Source organism: Bacteroidales bacterium (genome assembly GCA_014860585.1).
Lineage (GTDB): Bacteria > Bacteroidota > Bacteroidia > Bacteroidales > 4484-276 > RZYY01.
Genome location: JACZJL010000134.1, coordinates 22,410 through 43,329 on the forward strand (window position 1 = coordinate 22,410; position 20,920 = coordinate 43,329).

Sequence of the window (20,920 nt, forward strand, 5' to 3'; positions counted from 1 at the left end):
GTCTGTTTAATTAGCCGAATAGATTGAATAATTGACATTATAAACATGATCGCCGATTTTTTCGAGTAACCCGAGCATATCATTATAAAAGACTCCTGTCTGATAAGGGTATTCATTGTTTTTCAAGCCTTCGAGGTAAGCCTTCTTAAGTTGATTTCTCATTTCATTAATTTCTGATTCCATGATTTCAAATTTTTCAACATCCACTTTACCAAATTCAGCATTTAAATTCTGGATCATCAATTTAAGCGACGACTCGATCAGGTTCATCAATTTATCAAGGTTACTGCGAAGCCCGGGTGTAAACCACGCTGCTGCTTCATTTTTCCGGGATATGGTTAAAGACATCTGAAAGCACATGTCAGAAATGCTTTCGAGGTTATCAATAACCTTTAGCATAGAGCGAAGCCGTCGTGATCCTTTTTCGCTGAGGTTGTTTTGAAACATTCTGGTGATGAATCCAGCAATATGCAATTCCAGTTTATCAATTCCATCCTCATAATTTTGAATTGCTTTAAGTTTTTTACTGAATTTCCGTTCATTTTTTTCAACCAACAGTTCGGGTATCAGGTTGAAAATGCGTAGTGTATGAGACCCCATTAGGGCAATTTCCATCTTAACCTGAACTACAGAAAGTTCGGAAACTGAGATGATCCCAGAATCGATATACTTCAGCTCAAAATCCTCTTTGTTGCCATTAGGTAAAAGCTTGTTGCAAAAATTGTCAAATTGATTGAAAAAAGTAACTAAAAGCAAGGTGTTCAAAACGTTAAAAGAAGTGTGAAAAAGTGCAATCCCTACCGGAATGATCGCTTCAGATGGCCGATCGGTTGCAATTTGTAAAAACTTAATAGACTCATGTATTGCAGAAACCAGGAAACTAAATAAAATGAATGCCCAGATCACACCAATAACATTGAAAATCAGGTGAGCCAAAGCCGTTCTTTTTGCGGCACGATTAGCTACCATAGAGGCAATGACTGCCGTGAAAGTAGTTCCGATGTTTTCACCCAAAACCATGGCAAGAGCATCATCGAGAGAGAGCCAGCCCTGGGCAGCAAGCACCATAGTAAGTGCAATAGTGGCACTGGAAGACTGAAACATGATGGTGATGATTGTTCCAACTCCAATGAAAACCAGAGTATTGATAAATCGTGAAGCACTTAATGCATGAAGTACCTGAAACATCTTTGTTGTTTCATCAATCTGTGGAATGTGCTGCTTGAAAAGAAAAATTCCAATAAATAGAATTGCAAATCCCATGATGAACTCAGCCCGGAACCGATTCAGGTTTTTGGCCGATAGAAGAAGAGGTATTGAAAGGCCGATGAGCGGGAGTACAATCATGTAAAAGTCAAAACCACTGTTAATGCCTGCCAGACTCACGATCCAGGCAGTAACGGTTGTACCGATATTTGCTCCGAAGACTACGCCAAGTGATGATTTAAAGGAAATTAATCCGGCATTGACAAAACTAATCAGCATTACCGTAGTAGCTGAAGACGATTGAATAGTACCGGTGAGTAATGCACCGGCCAGAATACCTTTCCATGGGTTTGAAATTTTTCGGCTGAGCCAGTTACGAATCGTTGAACCGGCAAACTTTTGCAACGATTCGCTCATAACCTTCATTCCATATAGGAACAAGCCTATAGCACCAATTAATGTAAGTATCTGTATTACTGCCTGAAATATCGCTGTCATTCAGTTAACGGGCGTTTTTTTTCTGTTCAAAAAGTGGTGCAAAATACCAATTTTTTCAGGGATTGACTCATCTTGCTGAAAAAAAATTAATGATTTATTAATATCAGATGCTCCGGGATGGATTGATGAACCTATCCGCGCCAAATCAGGAAACCGAAATAGCTAAAATAGATCAGCATCATTATAAACCCTTCCAACCTGTTGATCTGTCTTCCTTTGCCAACAATTACAAAGAAAAAAACGGCCAGGTTGGCCAATGCCATCAATGTAACATCCAAATTGAGTAGTGATGAATAGTGCAGTGGTGTGATCACTGAGCTAACGCCCAGCACAAGAAAAACGTTTACTATGTTGGAACCTAAAGCATTACCGAGAGCAATCCCGGAGTTTTTTTTAAAAGCAGCAAGAATGGAGGTTACCAATTCGGGCAAAGAGGTAATTACGGCAACAATAGCAATCCCAACAATGGCCTGGCTCAGACCGAATTGAACCATCAGGTGATTTACACCCCCCATAACCCATTCGCCACCAAAATACAATCCGGCTATTCCTGCAATTACGTAAAGTAGGGAACGCTTCAATGTAAATTCTTTTACCTCCTCAACATCGCTCTCTGTTTCGGTTCTTGCATAATACATCGAAAACACAAGAAACCCGATGAACAGTGCAAGAAAAAAGATACCTTCCCAACGACTGATGATAGCAAAAGGAGCATCAGAAGAGAAGTTGATCCAGGCAAAAAAAGCGAGAAGCAGCGCCGCCAGCAGGCTTATCGGTAAAAAAGTGTACACTGTGCGGCGGCTGGGAACTATCGGAAAGATAAGCGCGGCAGCACCTATCACCAGGAGTGTGTTCATCGTGTTGCTTCCGACCACATTAGCTATGGCAAGGTCTGTTTTCTTACTGATACTGGCAAATATGTTAATAATCAGTTCAGGTAAAGATGTCCCTGCCGCCACGATTGTGAATCCAATGATGATTGACGACATGTTCAGTTTTCTACCGAGCGAGGAAGCTCCTTCGACAAGGTAGTTGGCGCCTAAGATCAATATAACAAATCCGGCGGCAAATGTGATGTAATGGACTATCATTGTTTGGATCAAATCAATTTCGTTCACCAAAAATCAAACTTCCTACACGAATGAGGGTGCTGCCTTCTTCGATAGCAACCTGGTAGTCGCCCGACATGCCCATCGAAATTTCACTGAATGTGGGATCGGTGGCGAAATAGTTACTTTTTAATTTCTGAAATATCCTGTTGAGGTTTTTAAATTCGCGTCGCACTTGTTCTATCTCTTCGGTAAAAGTGGCCATTCCCATCACACCCTGAAGTTGAATATTTTTCATGGATTTGTATTCCTGGCCATTGAGCATTTGTTCAGCCTCTGCCAAATCGAGTCCGAACTTTGTCTCTTCTTCGGCAATATGAAATTGCAGCAGGCACGGAATAACTCTCCCGATGATTTCAGCCTGCCTGTTGATCTCCCGGAGCACTTTCAGTCGATCAACAGATTCGATCATAGCAACAAAAGGGGCAATGAATTTGACTTTGTTGGTTTGTAAATGCCCGATAAAGTGCCATTGGATGTCGGCAGGCAATTCGGGCTGTTTGGCTATCATCTCCTGTACTTTGTTTTCGCCAAACAATCGTTGTCCGGCATCGTAAGCCTTCATGATTTCAGGTATGCCTTTGGTTTTGGAAACCGCAACCAATCTGACATGCAATGGGATTTCGCTCCTTATTTTAATAATGTTTTCAGTAATTTGCATTACAAAATATTTTTTACAAAGTTAGCAAGAATGGATTGAAGGTGATAGCTGCAAAAAGAAGAAACTCCCGGTGTAACCTCTATGGAATCCGGGAGCTTCTGCAAATTGTTGAAAGTTATATCCACTTCACCAGTGCAAAATCCTGCCTGTGCGGAATAAGTTTATGTTTAGGGAAAACCCTGAATCCATAATTGAATGTTCCCGCTTGTGATGCAGGGATATCCACAGTATATCTTGCCCGACTGTTGACTACCTCAAGGGGTGTCATTTCGCGGGTGAACAGAATTTTCCTCACACCACTGATATCTCTTTGAGAAAACAGGATTTCGACTCCAAGATGCTTTGGTGAAATACCATTGCTGTATAGAGTAACCTCGGCTGAAAAGGTGTCTTCAAGGTAAATTGGGCTTTCGGCGTCGGATATCATTAGTTTTTCCAGTTTGATCTCATGCCATTTTGAGCGGATCTCCTGCTTCCATTGTGCATATTCATCGGCAAGCCTGTAATTGCTTTGACGAATCATGTTGGTTCTTTCGATGAGTTTGCTGTAAAACCTGCCCTGGTAGTCCTCGAGCATTCGCTTCATTGTAAAATGAGGGGCAATGTCCGAAATTGTATTCTTGATGTACTTCACCCATTTTTCAGGGATTCCGTCAGCGTTTACATCGTAATACAGCGGTAGAATGTTTTCTTCGAACACATTATAAATGATCTCAGAGTCAAGTTCATCCTGGAACTGCTGGTTGGCGTAAGTTCTGGCTTCCTGAATGGCAAAACCGGCATTTTCTTTAAAACCTTCAGCCCACCATCCATCGAGCACCGAAAAGTTGACCACGCCATTCATCACAGCTTTTTCGCCACTTGTTCCTGAAGCTTCGAGTGGTCGGGTAGGGGTATTCAGCCAAATATCAACCCCTGGAATGAGCATGTGAGCCAGTTCCATATCGTAGTTTTCCACAAAAATCACTTTCCCGATGAAGGCTTTGGTTTTGGAAATTTCGATGATTTTTTTAATCAGTTCCTGGCCTTCGGTATCTTTGGGGTGGGCTTTTCCGGCATAAATGAATTGAATAGGTCTTCCGGAGTTGTTCACGAGTTTTTCAAGACGTTCGAGATTGGAAAAGAGCAATTTTGCCCGTTTATAGGTTGCAAATCTTCTGGCGAATCCGATGGTAAGTGCGTTTTCGTTCAGCGATTCAACAGTTTGAATGACAAGTTTCGGGTTTTCCTGCCTTTTGGTCATCTCTTCACGGAGTCGCACCTTGAGGTAAGTGATCAGGTCTTTTTTCAGTTGTTTTCGTGAATTCCAAACTACTTTGTCTTCCACCTCATGCACAACCTGCCACATATCGAAATTGGTCTGCTTTTGTTTGTAGTCTTCACCGAAAATCTTTTTGTAAAGCTGCTTCCAGGGTTTTGACGCCCAGGTTGGAAGGTGAACTCCGTTGGTAACATATCCCACGTGCAATTCGGCAGGGTAGTAACCATCGTAAAGTTTTGCAAACATTTCCTGAGAAACCCTTCCATGAATGCGGCTCACGCCATTGATTTCCTGCGAAAGCTTGGCTGCCAGCACACTCATCGAGAATTTGGTTTCCGCTCCGTTTTCAACCCATTTACCAAGATTCATAAACTCATCCCAGGTAAGGTTTAGCCGCTCGGGGTAGTGAGGGAAGTAGGTACGCAGCAAATCCTCGGTAAACACATCGTGTCCTGCAGGTACGGGGGTATGTGTTGTAAAAAGTGTTGATGAACGTACTACTTCGATGGCCTGATGAAAAGTAAGTTTTTCTTCCTGGATGAGATACCGGAGCCTCTCAAGCCCGATAAATGCTGAATGTCCCTCGTTACTGTGATATATTGTTGGCTCAATTCCTATCGCTTTGAGCACCCGGATACCTCCCACACCGAGCACCAACTCTTGTTTTAGGCGATTCTCGGAATCGCCCCCATAAAGGTGATGGGTGATCTTACGATCAGTTTCTTCGTTTTCCGAAAAATCCGTATCAAGAAGGTACAGGGGGATTCTCCCTACCCCGCAGCGCCAAACCCTTACGTAGAGCAGCCTGCCGGGTAGTCCGATCTGGATTTCGACCTGATTGCCATTTGCATCCAGTACCTTTTCGATGGGGAGTTGTGAAAACTTCTGTGCCTGATACTCGGCCACCTGGTCGCCAAAGGCAGAGATACTTTGCTGAAAATATCCATATTTGTAAATGAGGCCTATAGCGACAAGGTTTTCGTTGGAGTCGCTGGCTTCTTTCAGATAATCACCGGCCAACACTCCAAGCCCGCCGGAGTATAGTTTAAGGGACTGATGCAGTCCATATTCCATGCTGAAATAAGCAATCTGTGCTTTAGGTTTATTCTTGCTTTCAGCAATATAGTCATTGAATTTGTTGTAGGACTCAAGGTATTTTTCATGGAATACCTTATCGCTTTCCAATGCCCGCCATTGATCAATGTTCAACGAGTCGAGCAGCGCAATCGGGTTTTGTCCAACCTCTTTCCATATTTCGGGGTTAATGGTTTCAAACATATCCGTTGCTTTGAAATTCCATGACCACCAAAGATTTCTGGACAGTTTTTGCAACCCTTTGAGTTTCTCAGGTATTTTGGGTTCGATGACTACTTTTTTCCATACCGGGGCGTCCTGGTGGGGTGTCTCAGTTAGTTTTGTCTTACGTTTCAAAGGAGTCCTTACAGGGAAAGTTTCAACCCGCCCTTCAACTTTTTCAAGCGCCAGGGAATAAAGCTCAAGATAGTGTTCGTTAAAATCCTGCCAGTCGGCTTTGCTTGCAATTTCCGAAGCATTTTCTCTAAGGTCAGTTTGTTGGTCAAAAGGCATCCTGGCAAACTTTTGAATCATCCCTGAGAGTTCATCAATTACCTGTGCATCATCATTGTCAGGTCGATTGATTACCGAAACTGACGGATGGTTATCCGGGAATTGATCGAGCACCCATTTTCCAAAACCTGCCTGCATGGTAGTAATGGTAGGAACCCTGAAAGCGATGCTTTCGAGGGGTGTGTACCCCCATGGCTCATAATAAGAGGGAAAAACCGACAGATCGAAACCCGGAAGCAGGTCGTAGTAAGAAAGATCAAAAATGCCGTCATCTCCATTAAGATAAGCGGGGACAAAGACAATCTTCACCTTTGATTCAGGCGCATTAGTCAACCCAGCTTTTTTAATCTCCTTCAGAATGGCATCCTCAGCAGGGTAATAAAGATCATGTGTAAGGTATTCACCGGCTATCGGATGCTCAAAATCAGTTTTTTTCATCCGTTCGAGTAGTCCTTTACAGGCGCCTGAATGGTTAGCCGGAATTTTCACAAAAGCAATAATTTCCCTGTCGGGATTCTCCCTGGCAACCTTTCCGATCGCACTAATAAACAGGTTAATACCTTTATTTCTGAACTCGTATCTTCCACTGGTAATCGTCAGGAAGACATCTTCTGAAATCTTACAATTCAGGAGCGCTTCTACAACTTTTGCCATTCGTTTACGGGCTGTTTCCCGTTTCTTTAAAAATTTCTTCTCATCCAGAAAAAGTGATGCGGAGAGCCCGTTAGGTGTAACGAGATCAACCTTTTTTCCCAGCAATTTATCCGTCTCAACCGCTGTGATCGCGCTCACTGTTGAGAATGAATCGGCAGCAATAGCGCTCTTTTTTTCGAGAGAATACCTGGAAACAATCCCCAGTTGCCTGGCCATGTCGTCTCCGTTGTATTCATTAATTTTACCATAAAGAGGCAATCCGTTTCCTGAAATCGAACGCCCAATTGTAGTGGCATGTGTTGTAAATACGGTGGCCACCTGCGGAGCAAATTCATTCAGGTAAAGGATACCAGAGCCGGTCATCCACTCATGGAAATGAGCCACAACCTTATCGGAGTAACTAAGATAATGATTGAAAAAACTTTCTATCACTTTCCCGGTAGCGTAACCAAACATGGCCGGCTCTACATAATCCCACTGACCACTGATGGAGTCTAGCTGGTAGCGCTCCCATAGTTTTGCGAAAATTTTATCTTTTTCCGGAAAAAGGGTTGTGAAATCAACAAGAACAGCGATGGGGCTGCTCTCAATGTTCCATCGCCCAATGCGGAAAAAGAGACCTGCTTCGGCGGCCGATTCGCGCCACTCGGCAAATAGGGCTTTATCTTCAGTAAAGGTCGGATTCTTGCGGGCTTCTTTCCAAACATCGGGACCAATTGTGATGTACTGGTCACCGAATTCCTTTTTCATTATCGGGGCTTTTGTTGACAGTACGGTGTAAATACCGCCTATCATATTGCAAACTTCCCAACTCGTTTCGAACACATAGTTGGGCTTGAGTGATCTTTCTTCTGTCATTTTCGTCTGTACAATTAATTTTAAATTGAGGGGGCAAAAATAGCTAAAACATTAATCAGACCTTTGTAATTACAAGGTTTTACAAAGTACTTTCCTGTAAAATGAGGGTTATTCAGTTGAGGAACATTGGGTTAGATTAGGGATTTTTTTAGTTGTGAAAAAAGCAGACAATAATCAGTCAAATCTCAAAAGCTAACAGTTTTTGCACTAGTATGGACAGGCTGTCAAATTTTTAAAACGAGGATTATTTTCTACCAATTTTACTTAAGAGATTGTTTGTAAACTATTTACTCAATTCAAGAAGTTTTGATTTAATTTCAGGCGGCATTTTCCATGAAAAATCGTTTGCAATTTTGCTGTAAGCAGTTTCCCATTCTGCGGATTCCTTGTCGATCAACTTCTCTCTGTTGGCTCTCAGGTACCTGTGTATTTCATAAACCATGTTAAATCCATTGTAAGCATTCTCGCTGTTACTAAAAGCATGGATGGCATCATCAATATCTCTGGAAAGAAGAAATGAAAATCCTTTTGTTTGCCATTCCAAAGCAGTTTCAAAGTCTTTACTGGTAATGCTTTTCCCAGGAAGTATGATTTCAGGATTTATCAGCCGTTGATTGTTCTCCATTTGCTGTTTCAACATGCTGAGTTGCTCCTGGTGGTGAAGGTTATCATTGTCACCATCAAGGATTATTTGATTGTATTTTGCTCTTGTTATCGAATCGTTCACAAGAACAGGAGCGATATACTTTTGGTATTCTTTATCAACTTCGTTGTAATAGTCGTACCATCCTTTTTTCAATTTTTCAGAAGGTGTAACATAAGCAAAAAATTGAGCCAACATCCGTTTCTGCCCCGGTTCCTTATTCAGAACTATTAACTCGGTTACATATTTATCATACTGCTGCATTTCCTGCATACCGGCAGCCCTGTCGCGGAAGCCATAATCTATGACAGTAGTCATCACAACCAACGCTACGCTTCCGATAAACCATTTCAGTAATTCAATTTTTAACTTGTACTTTTCAAAATTGATTCCCTGATTATTTGTCTTATCAGGCTGATTATCATCAATTGTTTCGGTTTCCATTTTATGGTTTCTTTTAGTTATCAATCTGGTTAGTAATTCATTTACAAATAGCATGATGTAAAATATTGTGTAAAAAAAACAGAGGCTGTCTTCATTTAAGAATAGAACCTCTGCTCATTGTTCGTCTCTTCACGGTTAACTTTCAAGCTAAATCATGAGAGGAACTTTGAAATCTTCTCTGCAATTTTCTTCCTGCTTTCAGCGATGTCGTTTTTGTTTATCTTTTTAATTTCACCGGCAAGCCGGTCATATTCAGCTTTTGCCGATTTGGTGAGGTTGGGCAGCACTTTGTCTCTCACTTCATCCGTAGCGTCTTTCAGCGCATAAAGCAGGTTTTGAGCGTCAATTTCCTTAAGCAGGGATTTTACCTTTGCATTCGATAGATCCTTGATATGGTCAAGATTGACGGACTCGGTTTTGGCAGAAGCAACCACTTCCTGAACTTTTTTGGTGGTGGCTTTTACTGCTTTCCTGGTGACATCGGAAATCTCCTTTCCTAATTCTCCGGCCTTTTCGATGATCTTTTCACCACCTGATTTTCCGCACTTTTCTTCAACCCTGATGGTGAAGTCGGAGAGTACGTTCATGTAGTTGATAAAAGCTTCATAGGGTGAATTGTAGGGATTGAAATATTTATGTACATCGCCGTCGGAGAACCACTTTGTACACATATAATAGAAATGATCACTATTCTGTAGCCTGTACCAGTCGCTCATGATTTCGGGATCGTTGCACCCTTTAATTCTGGACTCAAGGGCATACAATTTACTAAAGGCTTCATCCTGCATTTCGTTACCAAGCCAGGCAGTGATATCACGCTCTTCATCTGCCCACGAAATGGGGTAGGGGACATGAATGGCCGAGATGGGTTGCAATTCCTTTTCCAGTTCGGAAGGTGTGGCAAATTTGAATTTTTTGGTTTTTAAAACTTTGGCCGGAAGTGAGGCCATAAAGTCAAAAATGCCGGTTTCGCGCCATTGATGCTCGCCGAAGGTTTCGTAGTCCATAAACAGGTTGATCACATCCTCATTTTTGTTGAGATCGAGGAGCCAGTCTGTGAATTTATCGGCTGTGAGCGGCCACTCACTCCACCCGTGGTTGGAAAACCTGAAAGCGATATCGTCGCTCAGGGTGTGGTTTTTGAGCAATACTTTCAACTTCGGGTTACGCGCGTTGCAATACATGAAGTTTGAGCTTTTCCAGCCAAGCACATGCTTTGCGCCTTCGGTGAGCATGAGTGTGTAGCCCATGTCGTGCACCATTTCGCCGATTTCGTCCGAGTAGATCAATTCGGTGTTTCGGAAAGTAGTTGGCTTGACACCAAAAAGCGATTCAATTTTTTTACTGTGCAGTTCAACCTGTTCTGCAAACTCAGTCTTGCTTCTGAGCGATGAAAGAGAATGCGCGTAGGTTTCGGCTAAAAACTCCACGTTACCTGTTTCTGCAAGCTTTTTAAAACTCTGGATTACTTCTGGTGCATAGGCCTCGAATTGTTCAAGCGCATGGCCTGTGATCGAAAAACTCACTTTAAAATCTTTTCCATGTTTTTTGATGAGTTTCAACAACAAGTCATTCATCGGCAGGTAGGATTTCTGAGCTACCCTGCTCATGATATGGCTGTTTTCGAAATCATTATAATAATAATGATCATGACCCATATTGAAAAAACGATAGGTTTTTAACCTGAATGGCTGGTGAACCTGGAAATAAAAACAAATTGATTTCATATCTTATCTTAATATTTATCTTACTAATGATTAATTACTTAAATAAAGTGTCATATACCTGAACGATTTTGAAGGCAGCATTGTCCCATTTAAGGCTGTCAACTTCATCTTTTCCATATTTCTGAAAAGTTTTACGCAATGAGTCGTAGTGTAGCAAACCGTAAATCGAATCGGCCATGCCGTGCACATCCCAGAAGTCTACCTTGAGGGCATGTTTGAGAATTTCCGCAACGCCCGATTGTTTTGAAATGACCACCGGTACGTTGGATCGCATGGCCTCCAGCGGAACGATACCAAAAGGTTCTGACACCGAGGGCATCACGAACACGTCGCTAAGCAGAAACATTTTATCTACATCAGCTCCTTTGAGAAAACCGGTAAAATGAAATTTCGTAGCGATTTTCAGCTGAGCAACGCGTTTAATCATTTTATTCATCAGGTCGCCCGACCCGGCCATAACGAACCTAACATTCTGATCCTGCTTCAGGATAAGGCTGGCGGCTTCGATGAAATACTCAGGGCCTTTTTGCTGAGTGAGTCTTCCGAGGAAAGTAACCACTTTTTCCTTTACATGCCGTTTCACATCATCCACCTCTTTATCAGTAGGTTCTACAGCATTGTGTACCGTGAAAACTTTATCGGGGTTAATTCCGTATTTTTCAATAACGGTAGTTCTCGTAAGATTACTTACCGTGATCACCCTGTCAGCTTCTTCCATTCCCTTACGCTCAATATCGTAGATGTTTTGGTTAACATTTACTCCTGAGCGGTCGAACTCTGTGGCGTGCATGTGAACAACAAGTGGTTTCCCGGTAACATTTTTGGCAGCAATTCCAGCTGAATAAGTGAGCCAGTCGTGCGCGTGAATGAGGTCGAACTGGGATTTTTTTGCTATCCCTGCAGCCACCAGCGCATACCTGGAAACTTCAGCCATGAGGTCGGTGCCATAAGCGCCGGAAAAATTGAACTTTGTGCTTGTTACTTTTTGTTCTAACGAAACTCCTTCGAGCCTGTTTTCTTCTGCAATACGGGCAAATTCCTGCGGGCTGACATAAGGAATCAGGTTCGATCCGATCTCCATGTAGGTGATCTTCTTCCAGAACTCTTTGTAGTCCTCATCGGATGAATCAACCAATACATCGCTTGCATTCACAATTCGCACCGCCGATTCGTCCTCATCCCCGTATGCCTTTGGCACAACAAAGATCGTCTCTATGCCCTGATTGGCAAGGCCTTTTGTCATACCGTAACACGCAGTTCCTAAGCCCCCTGAAATATGGGGAGGGAATTCCCATCCAAACATTAATACTTTCATGAGCAAATCCTGTTACTTCTTAATTTATGTTGAATGTGACTATTCATAATTTTTTATCATTTCAATGATTCTTAGCAGTTCGGCAACCGATGAAGCCATCGAGATGGCGCCTGAAGGGTGGTGCGGTGGATCACCGTCAAAAATTTCAGAAATAGTGCCTATGCCATAAGTTTGCATCTCGGGTTCCAGTCCATTGAACAGATTTTTGATGACAAACAGCCCGCCTTTTTTGTAAACTTTCAGGTAGGCTTCGGCATAATGCCCGATCAGCCATGCTACCACTGAACCCTGGTGATAAGCTTCATCACGTTCCTGCTCAGTTCCGCGGTAAACACCTTTGTATTTCAGACTTTTTGGTGTTAAAGACCGTAACCCTTTTGGAGTAAGTAATTCTCTTTCAACAACGTCAAGGATTCTTTTTTGCTGGATATCACTCAACGGCGAATAAGGCATCGAAACAGCAAGCAGCTGGTTTGGACGTACCGACCAGTCCTTGAAGTTGCCATTGGTGTAGTCGGCAAGGTAACCTTTCTCCTGGTCCCAGAATTCAGCTTCGAATCCAGTTTTGATTTTTTCCGGAATACCTTTCCATTGACCTGTAAATGTTGAGTCTTTGGCTGCTTTGGCCAGCTCAAGACTAAACATTACAGCATTGTACCAAAGGGCATTTACTTCGACTGGCAGGCCTATTCGCGGTGTTACGGGTTTTCCGTTAACCAGGGCGTTCATCCAGGTTATCGCATTTCCGGTTTCTCCTGCAAACAGCAGCCCGTTTTCCTGCATCTTAATATTATATTGTGTTCCATCCCGGTAAGCATTCAGGATGAGTTTCATTACATTTCTGTATTCATTCCATATTTTGGCTTTCTCGCCGGTTTTTTCGACATACTTTTGCAGCGCCCAGAAGAACCATAATTGAGTGTCAACTGAGTTGTAGTTTATCGTATGATTCTTAATAGTATTGTGGAAAAAAGGTCCTTGCATAGTCGAAATCATCGAATCAATGACTTCTTTGAAGGTTTTTGTATCATCCCGGGTAAGCAAAAGACCCGGCAGCGACATAAATGTGTCGCGACCTATGCTGCCATACCATGGGTAACCGGCCAGCACTTCAACCTTATTCTCTTTTCGGATAACAAACTGTTGTGCTGCATTGATGAGACAGTTCTCGAATGAGTTTCTCGGGAGCCTTTTTTTCCCTTCTGCAACAAATCTTTGCTTTAAACCTGTTGGGTTAATTTCTGCAGTTCCGGCGGCAAGGATGACAGATTCACCTTTAGCAATTTCAATCTCAAAGTACCCGGGTACATAGAGGTCTTCAACTGAATCATAACCTCTCAGACTCTCGTGCGTGTATTCAATATTGTAATACCAATCAGGCACATGCACATATTCTGTCTTTTTCGAAAATTGAATAAAAAGTGGTGAATAGCCGTCATACATGGTAACCTTAATCCCATTTTTAACGGGCTCATATTTTTTATTGGCATCAATATTGGCTTTTGAAAGCTCATGAATGTTGCGGAACGCAAGGAACGGCTTGAGCCTTAATTTAGTTGGTGAATTTGCTTCAGCCAACGTGTATTTGATGAGCACCTGATTTTCATGTGAAGAAAACAGAATTTCCTTTTCGAGAACGACACCACCTACCCTGTAAGTAATTTTTGGAGCGGGATCGAGTTCAAAATTCCTTACATATTTATGACCTTTTGGGGCATACACGCCATTTTGGTATTTGTGGATTCCCAGGTTAAAATCGGCATCATGCTGAATCACGGTCTCGTCGAGTGTAGAGAGCAGCACATGCGGGTCGTTACCGAATTGTGGTTGCGGTACAATGAGTAAACCATGGTATTTCCTGGTGTTGCAATTAATGATTGTGGTTGAAGCAAATGCACCAGAGCGGTTCGAGCGGAGGAGTTCACGTCGTAATGAATATTCGAGGTTAATTAACTGTGTTTTGTCAAACTTAATGTAGGCCATGCTGATTAAATTCTTGAAAATTAATTTGTTAAAGTCAAATTTGCAATAAAATTTCTGACCGCGAAAGTACTACTTTTAAAGCTATAAAAACCAGCAAATTAAAACTAATTAACATAAAATTAAATAGATAAAGCTCACAAGTTCAAAAACTGCTCAAAGGCATTCAAGAAATATCATCAAAATGGATAATGAATTAATTGTAATTTAGCCCCCGAAATCTTTCATTAATAGAGTTTGCGTCGCATGGAATCATCAGCATCGAAAGAGCGCGTCGAGTTACAATTGTCTTTATTGCGTCAGGAACTGATGCAGGTCAGAGAGTCTCTAAAAGTCGCGCAGATGAAGATTTCGGAGTATGAACAAATCACTGAAAACGCACAGTTAGCCATTATCAGGTTTTCTCCGGATGGCGCCATCGAATACCTTAATCCGTTTGCACAAACACTTTTTAATCTGCATTCAGATCCCAAAGAACTTAAGTCAATTACCCGGTTAGTTGTTCCGGAATTTGGACAAATCCTGAAATCCTTCTCCGACCTTTTGCATGAAATGGTTGAACAAGGTTTGAATTTCTATCAGCACGAAAAGAGATTGATTACCCGCGATAATCAAATTTTCTGGATTGGCTGGACCAATCAAATTCTGTTCGATCCCATGGGTAAAGTGACCGGCCTTGTGGCATTAGGCAGCGACATCACCAGTCTTAAATTAACCGAATTAGCATTGCGGCAGAGTGAGTTTAACCTGAAAAAAGCACATGAAGTTGCTAAAACCGGCAGTTGGGTCTGGGAGATAGGCAGCGACAATATTCAATGCTCTGAGCTGTTTTTCAGGATATTCGGCATTGAAGAAATTTCGAGTTACAGCCAACTTCAATTACTAATCAAAGAAATCATTTTCCCTGAGTATCTCAGTTTTATCAAAACAAAAATTGACAGGGCTGTCAGAAAAGGCACTACGGAATCCTACTCTTACAGGATCAGGCATCCTTTGGGCGGAGTCAGGTGGATCATGGAAGAAGTTTGTTTGTTGGGGGATACCGAGAGTATTGGGCAGTTGCTTGTTGGTACCATCCGAGACATTACCGAACAAAAAGCCACCGAAGATAAACTTCGTGAATACCTGCTCATTGTTTCTTCATCCAGCGAACTAATGTCCCTGATTTCGCCGGACTACAGGTATATCAATGTCAACCAGGCTTATCTTGATGCCTACAAAAAGCCAATGAACGAAATTGAAGGGCATACTGTATCAGAGATGTTTGGTGACGAGGTTTTTAAAAAGTTGATAAAGCCCAATATTGACAGGTGTTTACTTGGTGAAACCATCAGTGATCAATACTGGAATGTGTTTGCAGATGGCAAGAGAAGATTCATGGATGTAAAATACAACCCTGTTCGCGAATTTGATGGCACTATCTCAGGTGTGACCGTTAGTACAAGGGATATCACCGAGTTGAAGAACACTGAGGAGCAGTTAAAAATCTTCAGGATGTTTGCAGAAGAATCGGGTGTTGGCTTTGGAATGGCCGACCTGGAAGGCAGGATAACTTATGTCAATACCACGTTATGTCATCTCACCGGGTTCAACAAACCCAGCGAGGTGATCGGCAAGGAAATAAGGAAAACATACCTGAGAAATCACATCAACCTGCTTAATAATGAGGTCATCCCCGCTGTTCATCATAAAAGTCATTGGACAGGAGAAATTGACCTTTTAAGGATTGATGGCAAGGTTGTGCACACCATTCAAAATTTTTTCCTCATCCGGAACGATGATGGAGAGCCGGTTTCGTATGCTTTGAGTGTAACAGATATCTCGGATAGGAAAATTGCCGAAAAAGCCCTCCAGCGAAGCGAAACCAACTTTCGTTCGATTTTCACCAATGCTGCTATAGGGATTGATGTTGTGGACGAAAACGGAAAGTTCCTGCAGGTAAATGATGCAATGGCCGAAATGATGGGGTATACAAAGGAGGAGCTGACAGAACTAAATATCTCCGACATTACTTTTCCTGATGACAATGAATCGAGTGTTTGCTCCCTGGCAGATTTATTTCAGGGAAAAAGCGACTGCTACCGGCTCGAAAAGCGATATGTCCGTAAGGACGGCAGCATTTTTTGGGCTGACCTTTCAGTGACGGTTTACTATGACCCCATCAGCCACAGGCAATATGCCATCGGAACCATCATCGATATAACTCAGGCAAAAACACTGCAGCTCCAGTTGGAGCGATCGCGCGAAGAAGCCATAAAGGCAAACATGGCAAAATCAGAGTTCCTGGCTAACATGAGTCATGAAATCCGTACACCACTCAATGCTGTCATCGGTTTCACTGAGTTGCTCGAAACCCTTGTATCCGATAAAAAACAGATCAGTTACCTTGAATCCATTAAGTCTGGAGGTAAAAACCTTTTGCTGCTTATTAACGATATTCTGGACTTATCGAAGATCGAAGCAGGGAAAATGAGTTTCAGGTTTGAACCCGTCAATCCTTATAGCCTGATCAATGAAATAAAGCAAATCTTTTCGCTGAAAATCAGCGAGAAAAACCTGGATTTCATTATTGATGTGGACGAAAATATCCCTGCCAGCCTTATCCTGGATGAGGTGAGACTGCGCCAGGTCATTTTTAACCTGATTGGCAACGCCATCAAATTTACTGATCTTGGCTATGTCAAATTTTCGGTAAAAAAAATAGAGCCTCCCGACGACACCAGCCGCATTGACCTCAAGGTGACCGTGGAGGACACAGGAATAGGTATTCCGGCTGATCAGCACGAGATCATTTTTGATGCATTTCAGCAGCAAAGCGGGCATAATACAAGGAAGTACGGAGGAACAGGACTTGGTTTATCCATCAGTAAGCGGCTTGTTGAAATGATGGGAGGAACCATCCATTTGACAAGCGAGGTAGGTAAAGGTTCAAAGTTTACTTTTACGCTTCATAATGTATTCATCGGCGCCTCAATAGATTTGCCAGATGATGAGGAAGATTTGAACTTTGCTGGGCTTGAATTTTATCGCGTCACAATCCTTATTGTTGATGATGTGTCTTCGAACCGAAAACTCCTGAAAGAGAATTTGATAAACCATAACTTTATGGTGATCGAAGCCGAAGATGGTAGTCAGGCCGTGCAACTTGCCGAATTGAAGAAACCGGAAATCATTTTTATGGATATCCGGATGCCTGTTATGGATGGCTTTGAAGCCTCCAAAATCATAAAAACAAATCCTGATAATCAAAATGTTAAAATCATTGCTTTAACTGCTTCATTCCGAAACGAAGCCCAGGAAGAAAACTACACCAGGTATTTCGATGGGTACCTGCATAAACCAGTTACACGCTCTGAACTTTTTAAGGAACTCATGCGATTTGTTAACCACCGCCAAACAATTACAGATCATCAAGAAGGAAAGTTTTGCCAGAGTGAGTTAAATTTTAATCTTAGCCTGACGCCAGGCGAGGAGACCGAATTGCAAGTGCTGATAGACGAGACGCTCATGCCAAAATGGGAAAGGGCTTACCGTCACCAACTATCCGACGAAATGAAAACATTTGCTGACCTTGTGACCAAAGCAGGAATCGATTTTAACCTACATCCACTTAAGGACTTTGGAAGCCAGTTTCTGGTTGCTCTCGATAGTTTTGAACTTGACCACATGGAAAATTGCCTAAAGAACTTTCCAAAGTTGATCAGCAAAATAAAGGATCAGTTGACTAATAAATAGTTTACCTCTTCCCATTTTCACTAAAAATGATACTTTTGAAACCTGACAGATTCGTCTGTTTTTCCACAGAATTTTAATGGAACCAAAACCGAAGATATTGCTTGTTGACGACAATCCGATAAACATAAGGGTTGCAGCCAATATCTTGCGTGATCACAACTACAACATCTCCTTTGCCCAATCGGGAAATGAAGCACTTCAAAAGGTGGAACTGGTTGACTTCGACTTGATTCTGCTCGATATTATGATGCCCGGTATTGATGGCTTTGAAGTATGTACCCTCCTCAAATCGAATCCTAAAACACGGCAAATCCCGATAATTTTCCTTACAGCAAAAACCGAGTCAGAAAATGTGGTAAAAGCATTTGACCTGGGTGGTGCTGACTATGTCACCAAACCTTTTCAAAGCAAAGAGTTGCTGGCAAGGGTCGAGACACAGATCCGGCTTAAAAAGAACCTCGATGCCATGGAATCCCTTAACATTAGACTCCAGGAAGCCAACGACACCAAAGACAAGATGTTTTCGATCATCAGTCACGACCTTCTTGGCCCATTCGGAAACATCAGAGAATCGCTCGAAATCATTTCATCCGAACAGGTGGATATGGACCGTGAAAGCCTGGTTAAATTTATCAAAGCCATGCAAACTACTGCCGGTAATGCCTATTCGCTGCTTGAGAACCTGCTTTATTGGGCAAGAAATCAGCAAGGGAAAATGGTTTATATTCCAAAGTTGATCGGATTGAATCAATTAATACATGAAACAAACAATCTTCTTTCAGGTTTAGCCAAAAACAAAGACATCACACTGAAAACCAATTTAATAAAGGATTTCCAGGTTTTTGCCGATAAAAATGCAGTGAAGACTATTTTACGCAACCTGGTTTCCAATGCCATAAAGTTTACTATGCCCGGAGGGTTGATTACACTAAAAGTCAAAGAGACAGAAAATGATTTTCTTGAAATTTCTGTTACCGATACCGGAATTGGAATGAATAGTGAAACCGCCACGTCGGTTTTCAGTAAGTTCAAAAATGATCCGAAATGGGGCACAAAAGGGGAGAAGGGAGTTGGGCTCGGATTGGTCATTACAAAAGAATTTGTTGAAAAACACAAAGGGAAAATTTGGGTCGAAAGCAAAGAAGGGGAGGGGAGTGCATTTTACTTTACGCTACCAATAACAAAATCTTAATTTATGCAAACAGAGAAATTTGAAAAGCGACACACCATTCTTATCGTGGATGATATTCCTAAGAATATCGAACTGGCTGCCAACATTCTGCAGTCCAAAAATTACAATATTACTTTTGCCACAAGCGGCGATGCAGCACTCGAAAAAATCAAATCCATTGATTTTGACCTCATTTTGCTCGATGTGATGATGCCGGGTATGGACGGCTTTGAAGTATGTAAACAGCTAAAGAACAATCCGAAAACAAAAGAAATTCCGATCATTTTCCTCACTGCCAAATCGGAAACCGAAAATGTGGTCAAAGGGTTTGAACTGGGCGCTGTGGACTATGTCACAAAGCCTTTTAGTACCGAAGAGTTGCTCGCCAGAGTGAAAACGCACATTGACATCAGACGTAAATTTGAAGAAAAAGCAAATCTTGAAAAGCAATTGCTTGATAAGGCAAAGCCAGGAGAAGAAAGTTCGAGGGAACAGCTTGAAAAACAACTCGAAGAAACCAAAAAAGAATTGGGTGATGTAACACTTTTCTATGAGTTGCGCAGTCAGCTGGATAAATTAATCCAGGATAAAAGCCCGGTGGCCCGCATGGAAATCCGCCATATCAAAGAGATGATTTCAAACCTGTTCATCGATAAAAGCAACCAGGAGTTTCACAAATCGCTGAAAAGGGACTTCCCAAAGCTTACCTTCGATGACCTGCGTTTATGTTCATACCTGAAGCAGCGTTTCCTGAATGTAGAAATCGCTGAGTTTCTCGAAACATCGCCTGAGGCAGTTTATACACGCAAATCAAGGCTCCGGCAGAAACTCGAACTCAATCCTGATCAGGACATCAACGATTTTTTATCGAATTACAGGTTTTAACAAATCCTGGTCGGTTCAAGGTTACTCTTTCTCATAACCTCCTTTTTGGAGCATTTTGTAATTACTGACCATCAATTTTCCCATAGCAATCAGGTAAGCGATCCGAAAGTCATTGTCAAGCAGCACCAAATCAGCATCATTACCCTTATGGATTCGACCTTTGGACCGTAGTTTAAGAATATCAGCAACGGTGGAAGTGACCGGTTGTAGCGCCTTTTCTATTGGAATTCTTTCGATAAGTACAAGGTCTGAAAGTTCTGAAAGGATTGATTTAGGCAGCCCCATTTCTAAACGGATAAGATTTCCGTTTTGATCAAAATCAGGTAAAGACCCGCATGCATCAGAGGTTATCGTAATGTGTCCAAGGGGAACGCCGGAATTCACCAGTTCAACAACAGCCTTCGAGGTCTTCACTTCGATGTCGGGATAATAGGGATAAGAGCTTGCTGTGAGGTCAATGTATCCGGTTTTTCCAAAGGTTTTTGCGTCTTCAAAAATATACCTGTTGCGATTGCAATGTGTCGGTAAAAACTGTGAAAGTTTTATTTCACTGTGGTTTGCCACATCATAAAGTGGCCTGAATGGGTCTTTTGCGTCTCCCATGTGAATATTGATGATCCCGGCTTTATTTCCAAGCATTCCTCCTACGCGGGCTTTGGAAGCCAGTTGAATAAGTTCGTTCAGCGTTGGATAGCTGCTGCGATGATCCGAAAGTGCAATTTCACCAATTCCAATGACTTCGTCGATCATGGCGAGATCTTTTGCAGGGTCTCCAAGTAGGGTAGGTGTCGGCACCTGGTATGAACCCGTGTACATGTATGCCGAAACACCCTCCTGGCGAAGGCTCTTGCATTTCATCAATACCGATGCCGGATCACGTGTATAGCCATCGGTACCGAGGCAGCCAACCACGGTGGTGATTCCACCCTCGAGCAGCATACTTAGAGGCATTTCCGGAGTACGGGTTGCAGGGCCGCCTTCTCCACCTGCACCTGCAATATGAACATGGGCGTCAATCAGACCGGGAACAAGATTCAGCCCTTTTGCATCAATAACTTCGGCATCAAAACCAGATGAAAGCTCAAGAGTTTCACCTATTGCAACGATTTTGGTTCCTGCAATCAGTACATCTTTTTTTCCCAGAAAAGCAGGTGAATAAAGGTTACAGTTTTTTATTAGAATCATA

Annotated in this window: 12 protein-coding genes; 3 read left to right on the forward strand and 9 right to left on the reverse strand. The window is 42.3% G+C overall.

What is annotated here, in order from left to right:
• Positions 1-6: 6 nt before the first annotated feature.
• From IH598_13870 to IH598_13905, 8 genes are all read right to left on the reverse strand, one after another.
• Positions 7-1,704, reverse strand: a complete 1,698-nt coding sequence (locus tag IH598_13870) for a Na/Pi cotransporter family protein (protein MBE0639600.1) — start codon at positions 1,702-1,704, stop codon at positions 7-9.
• A 131-nt stretch (positions 1,705-1,835) separates the two neighbouring features.
• The gene (locus IH598_13875) at positions 1,836-2,795 is read right to left on the reverse strand and encodes a calcium/sodium antiporter (GenBank protein ID MBE0639601.1); all 960 of its coding nucleotides are present in this window, start codon (positions 2,793-2,795) and stop codon (positions 1,836-1,838) included.
• A gap of 13 nt (positions 2,796-2,808) precedes the next feature.
• A complete protein-coding gene (locus IH598_13880) occupies positions 2,809-3,474 on the reverse strand; it encodes a YggS family pyridoxal phosphate-dependent enzyme (protein MBE0639602.1) in 666 nt (221 codons plus the stop codon).
• Between the two features lie 115 nt (positions 3,475-3,589).
• Entirely contained in the window at positions 3,590-7,834 is a 4,245-nt protein-coding gene (glgP, locus tag IH598_13885; protein ID MBE0639603.1) for an alpha-glucan family phosphorylase, read from the reverse strand.
• A 283-nt stretch (positions 7,835-8,117) separates the two neighbouring features.
• Positions 8,118-8,921, reverse strand: coding sequence for a hypothetical protein (locus tag IH598_13890; GenBank protein ID MBE0639604.1), 804 nt, complete (start codon positions 8,919-8,921; stop codon positions 8,118-8,120).
• Positions 8,922-9,073: 152 nt separating this feature from the next.
• Entirely contained in the window at positions 9,074-10,648 is a 1,575-nt protein-coding gene (locus tag IH598_13895) for a polysaccharide deacetylase family protein (protein MBE0639605.1), read from the reverse strand.
• 34 nt (positions 10,649-10,682) lie between these two features.
• The gene (locus IH598_13900; protein ID MBE0639606.1) at positions 10,683-11,963 is read right to left on the reverse strand and encodes a glycosyltransferase family 4 protein; all 1,281 of its coding nucleotides are present in this window, start codon (positions 11,961-11,963) and stop codon (positions 10,683-10,685) included.
• 39 nt (positions 11,964-12,002) lie between these two features.
• The gene (locus tag IH598_13905) at positions 12,003-13,946 is read right to left on the reverse strand and encodes a glycogen debranching enzyme family protein (GenBank protein ID MBE0639607.1); all 1,944 of its coding nucleotides are present in this window, start codon (positions 13,944-13,946) and stop codon (positions 12,003-12,005) included.
• A gap of 243 nt (positions 13,947-14,189) precedes the next feature.
• Here IH598_13905 and IH598_13910 point away from each other — a divergent pair, with 243 nt between their 5' ends.
• The 3 genes from IH598_13910 to IH598_13920 all read left to right on the forward strand — a co-directional run bounded on the left by IH598_13910 (position 14,190) and on the right by IH598_13920 (position 19,734).
• Positions 14,190-17,678 carry a PAS domain S-box protein gene (locus IH598_13910; protein MBE0639608.1) on the forward strand — a complete coding sequence of 1,163 codons (3,489 nt, stop codon included), beginning with the start codon at positions 14,190-14,192 and terminating at the stop codon, positions 17,676-17,678.
• Between the two features lie 76 nt (positions 17,679-17,754).
• Positions 17,755-18,870, forward strand: a complete 1,116-nt coding sequence (locus IH598_13915) for a hybrid sensor histidine kinase/response regulator (GenBank protein MBE0639609.1) — start codon at positions 17,755-17,757, stop codon at positions 18,868-18,870.
• 3 nt (positions 18,871-18,873) lie between these two features.
• A complete protein-coding gene (locus IH598_13920) occupies positions 18,874-19,734 on the forward strand; it encodes a response regulator (protein ID MBE0639610.1) in 861 nt (286 codons plus the stop codon).
• Between the two features lie 21 nt (positions 19,735-19,755).
• Here IH598_13920 and IH598_13925 read toward each other — a convergent pair whose 3' ends face one another.
• Positions 19,756-20,919: a beta-aspartyl-peptidase gene (locus IH598_13925; protein ID MBE0639611.1), complete on the reverse strand. Its 1,164-nt coding sequence runs from the start codon at positions 20,917-20,919 to the stop codon at positions 19,756-19,758.
• Position 20,920 lies beyond the last annotated feature (1 nt).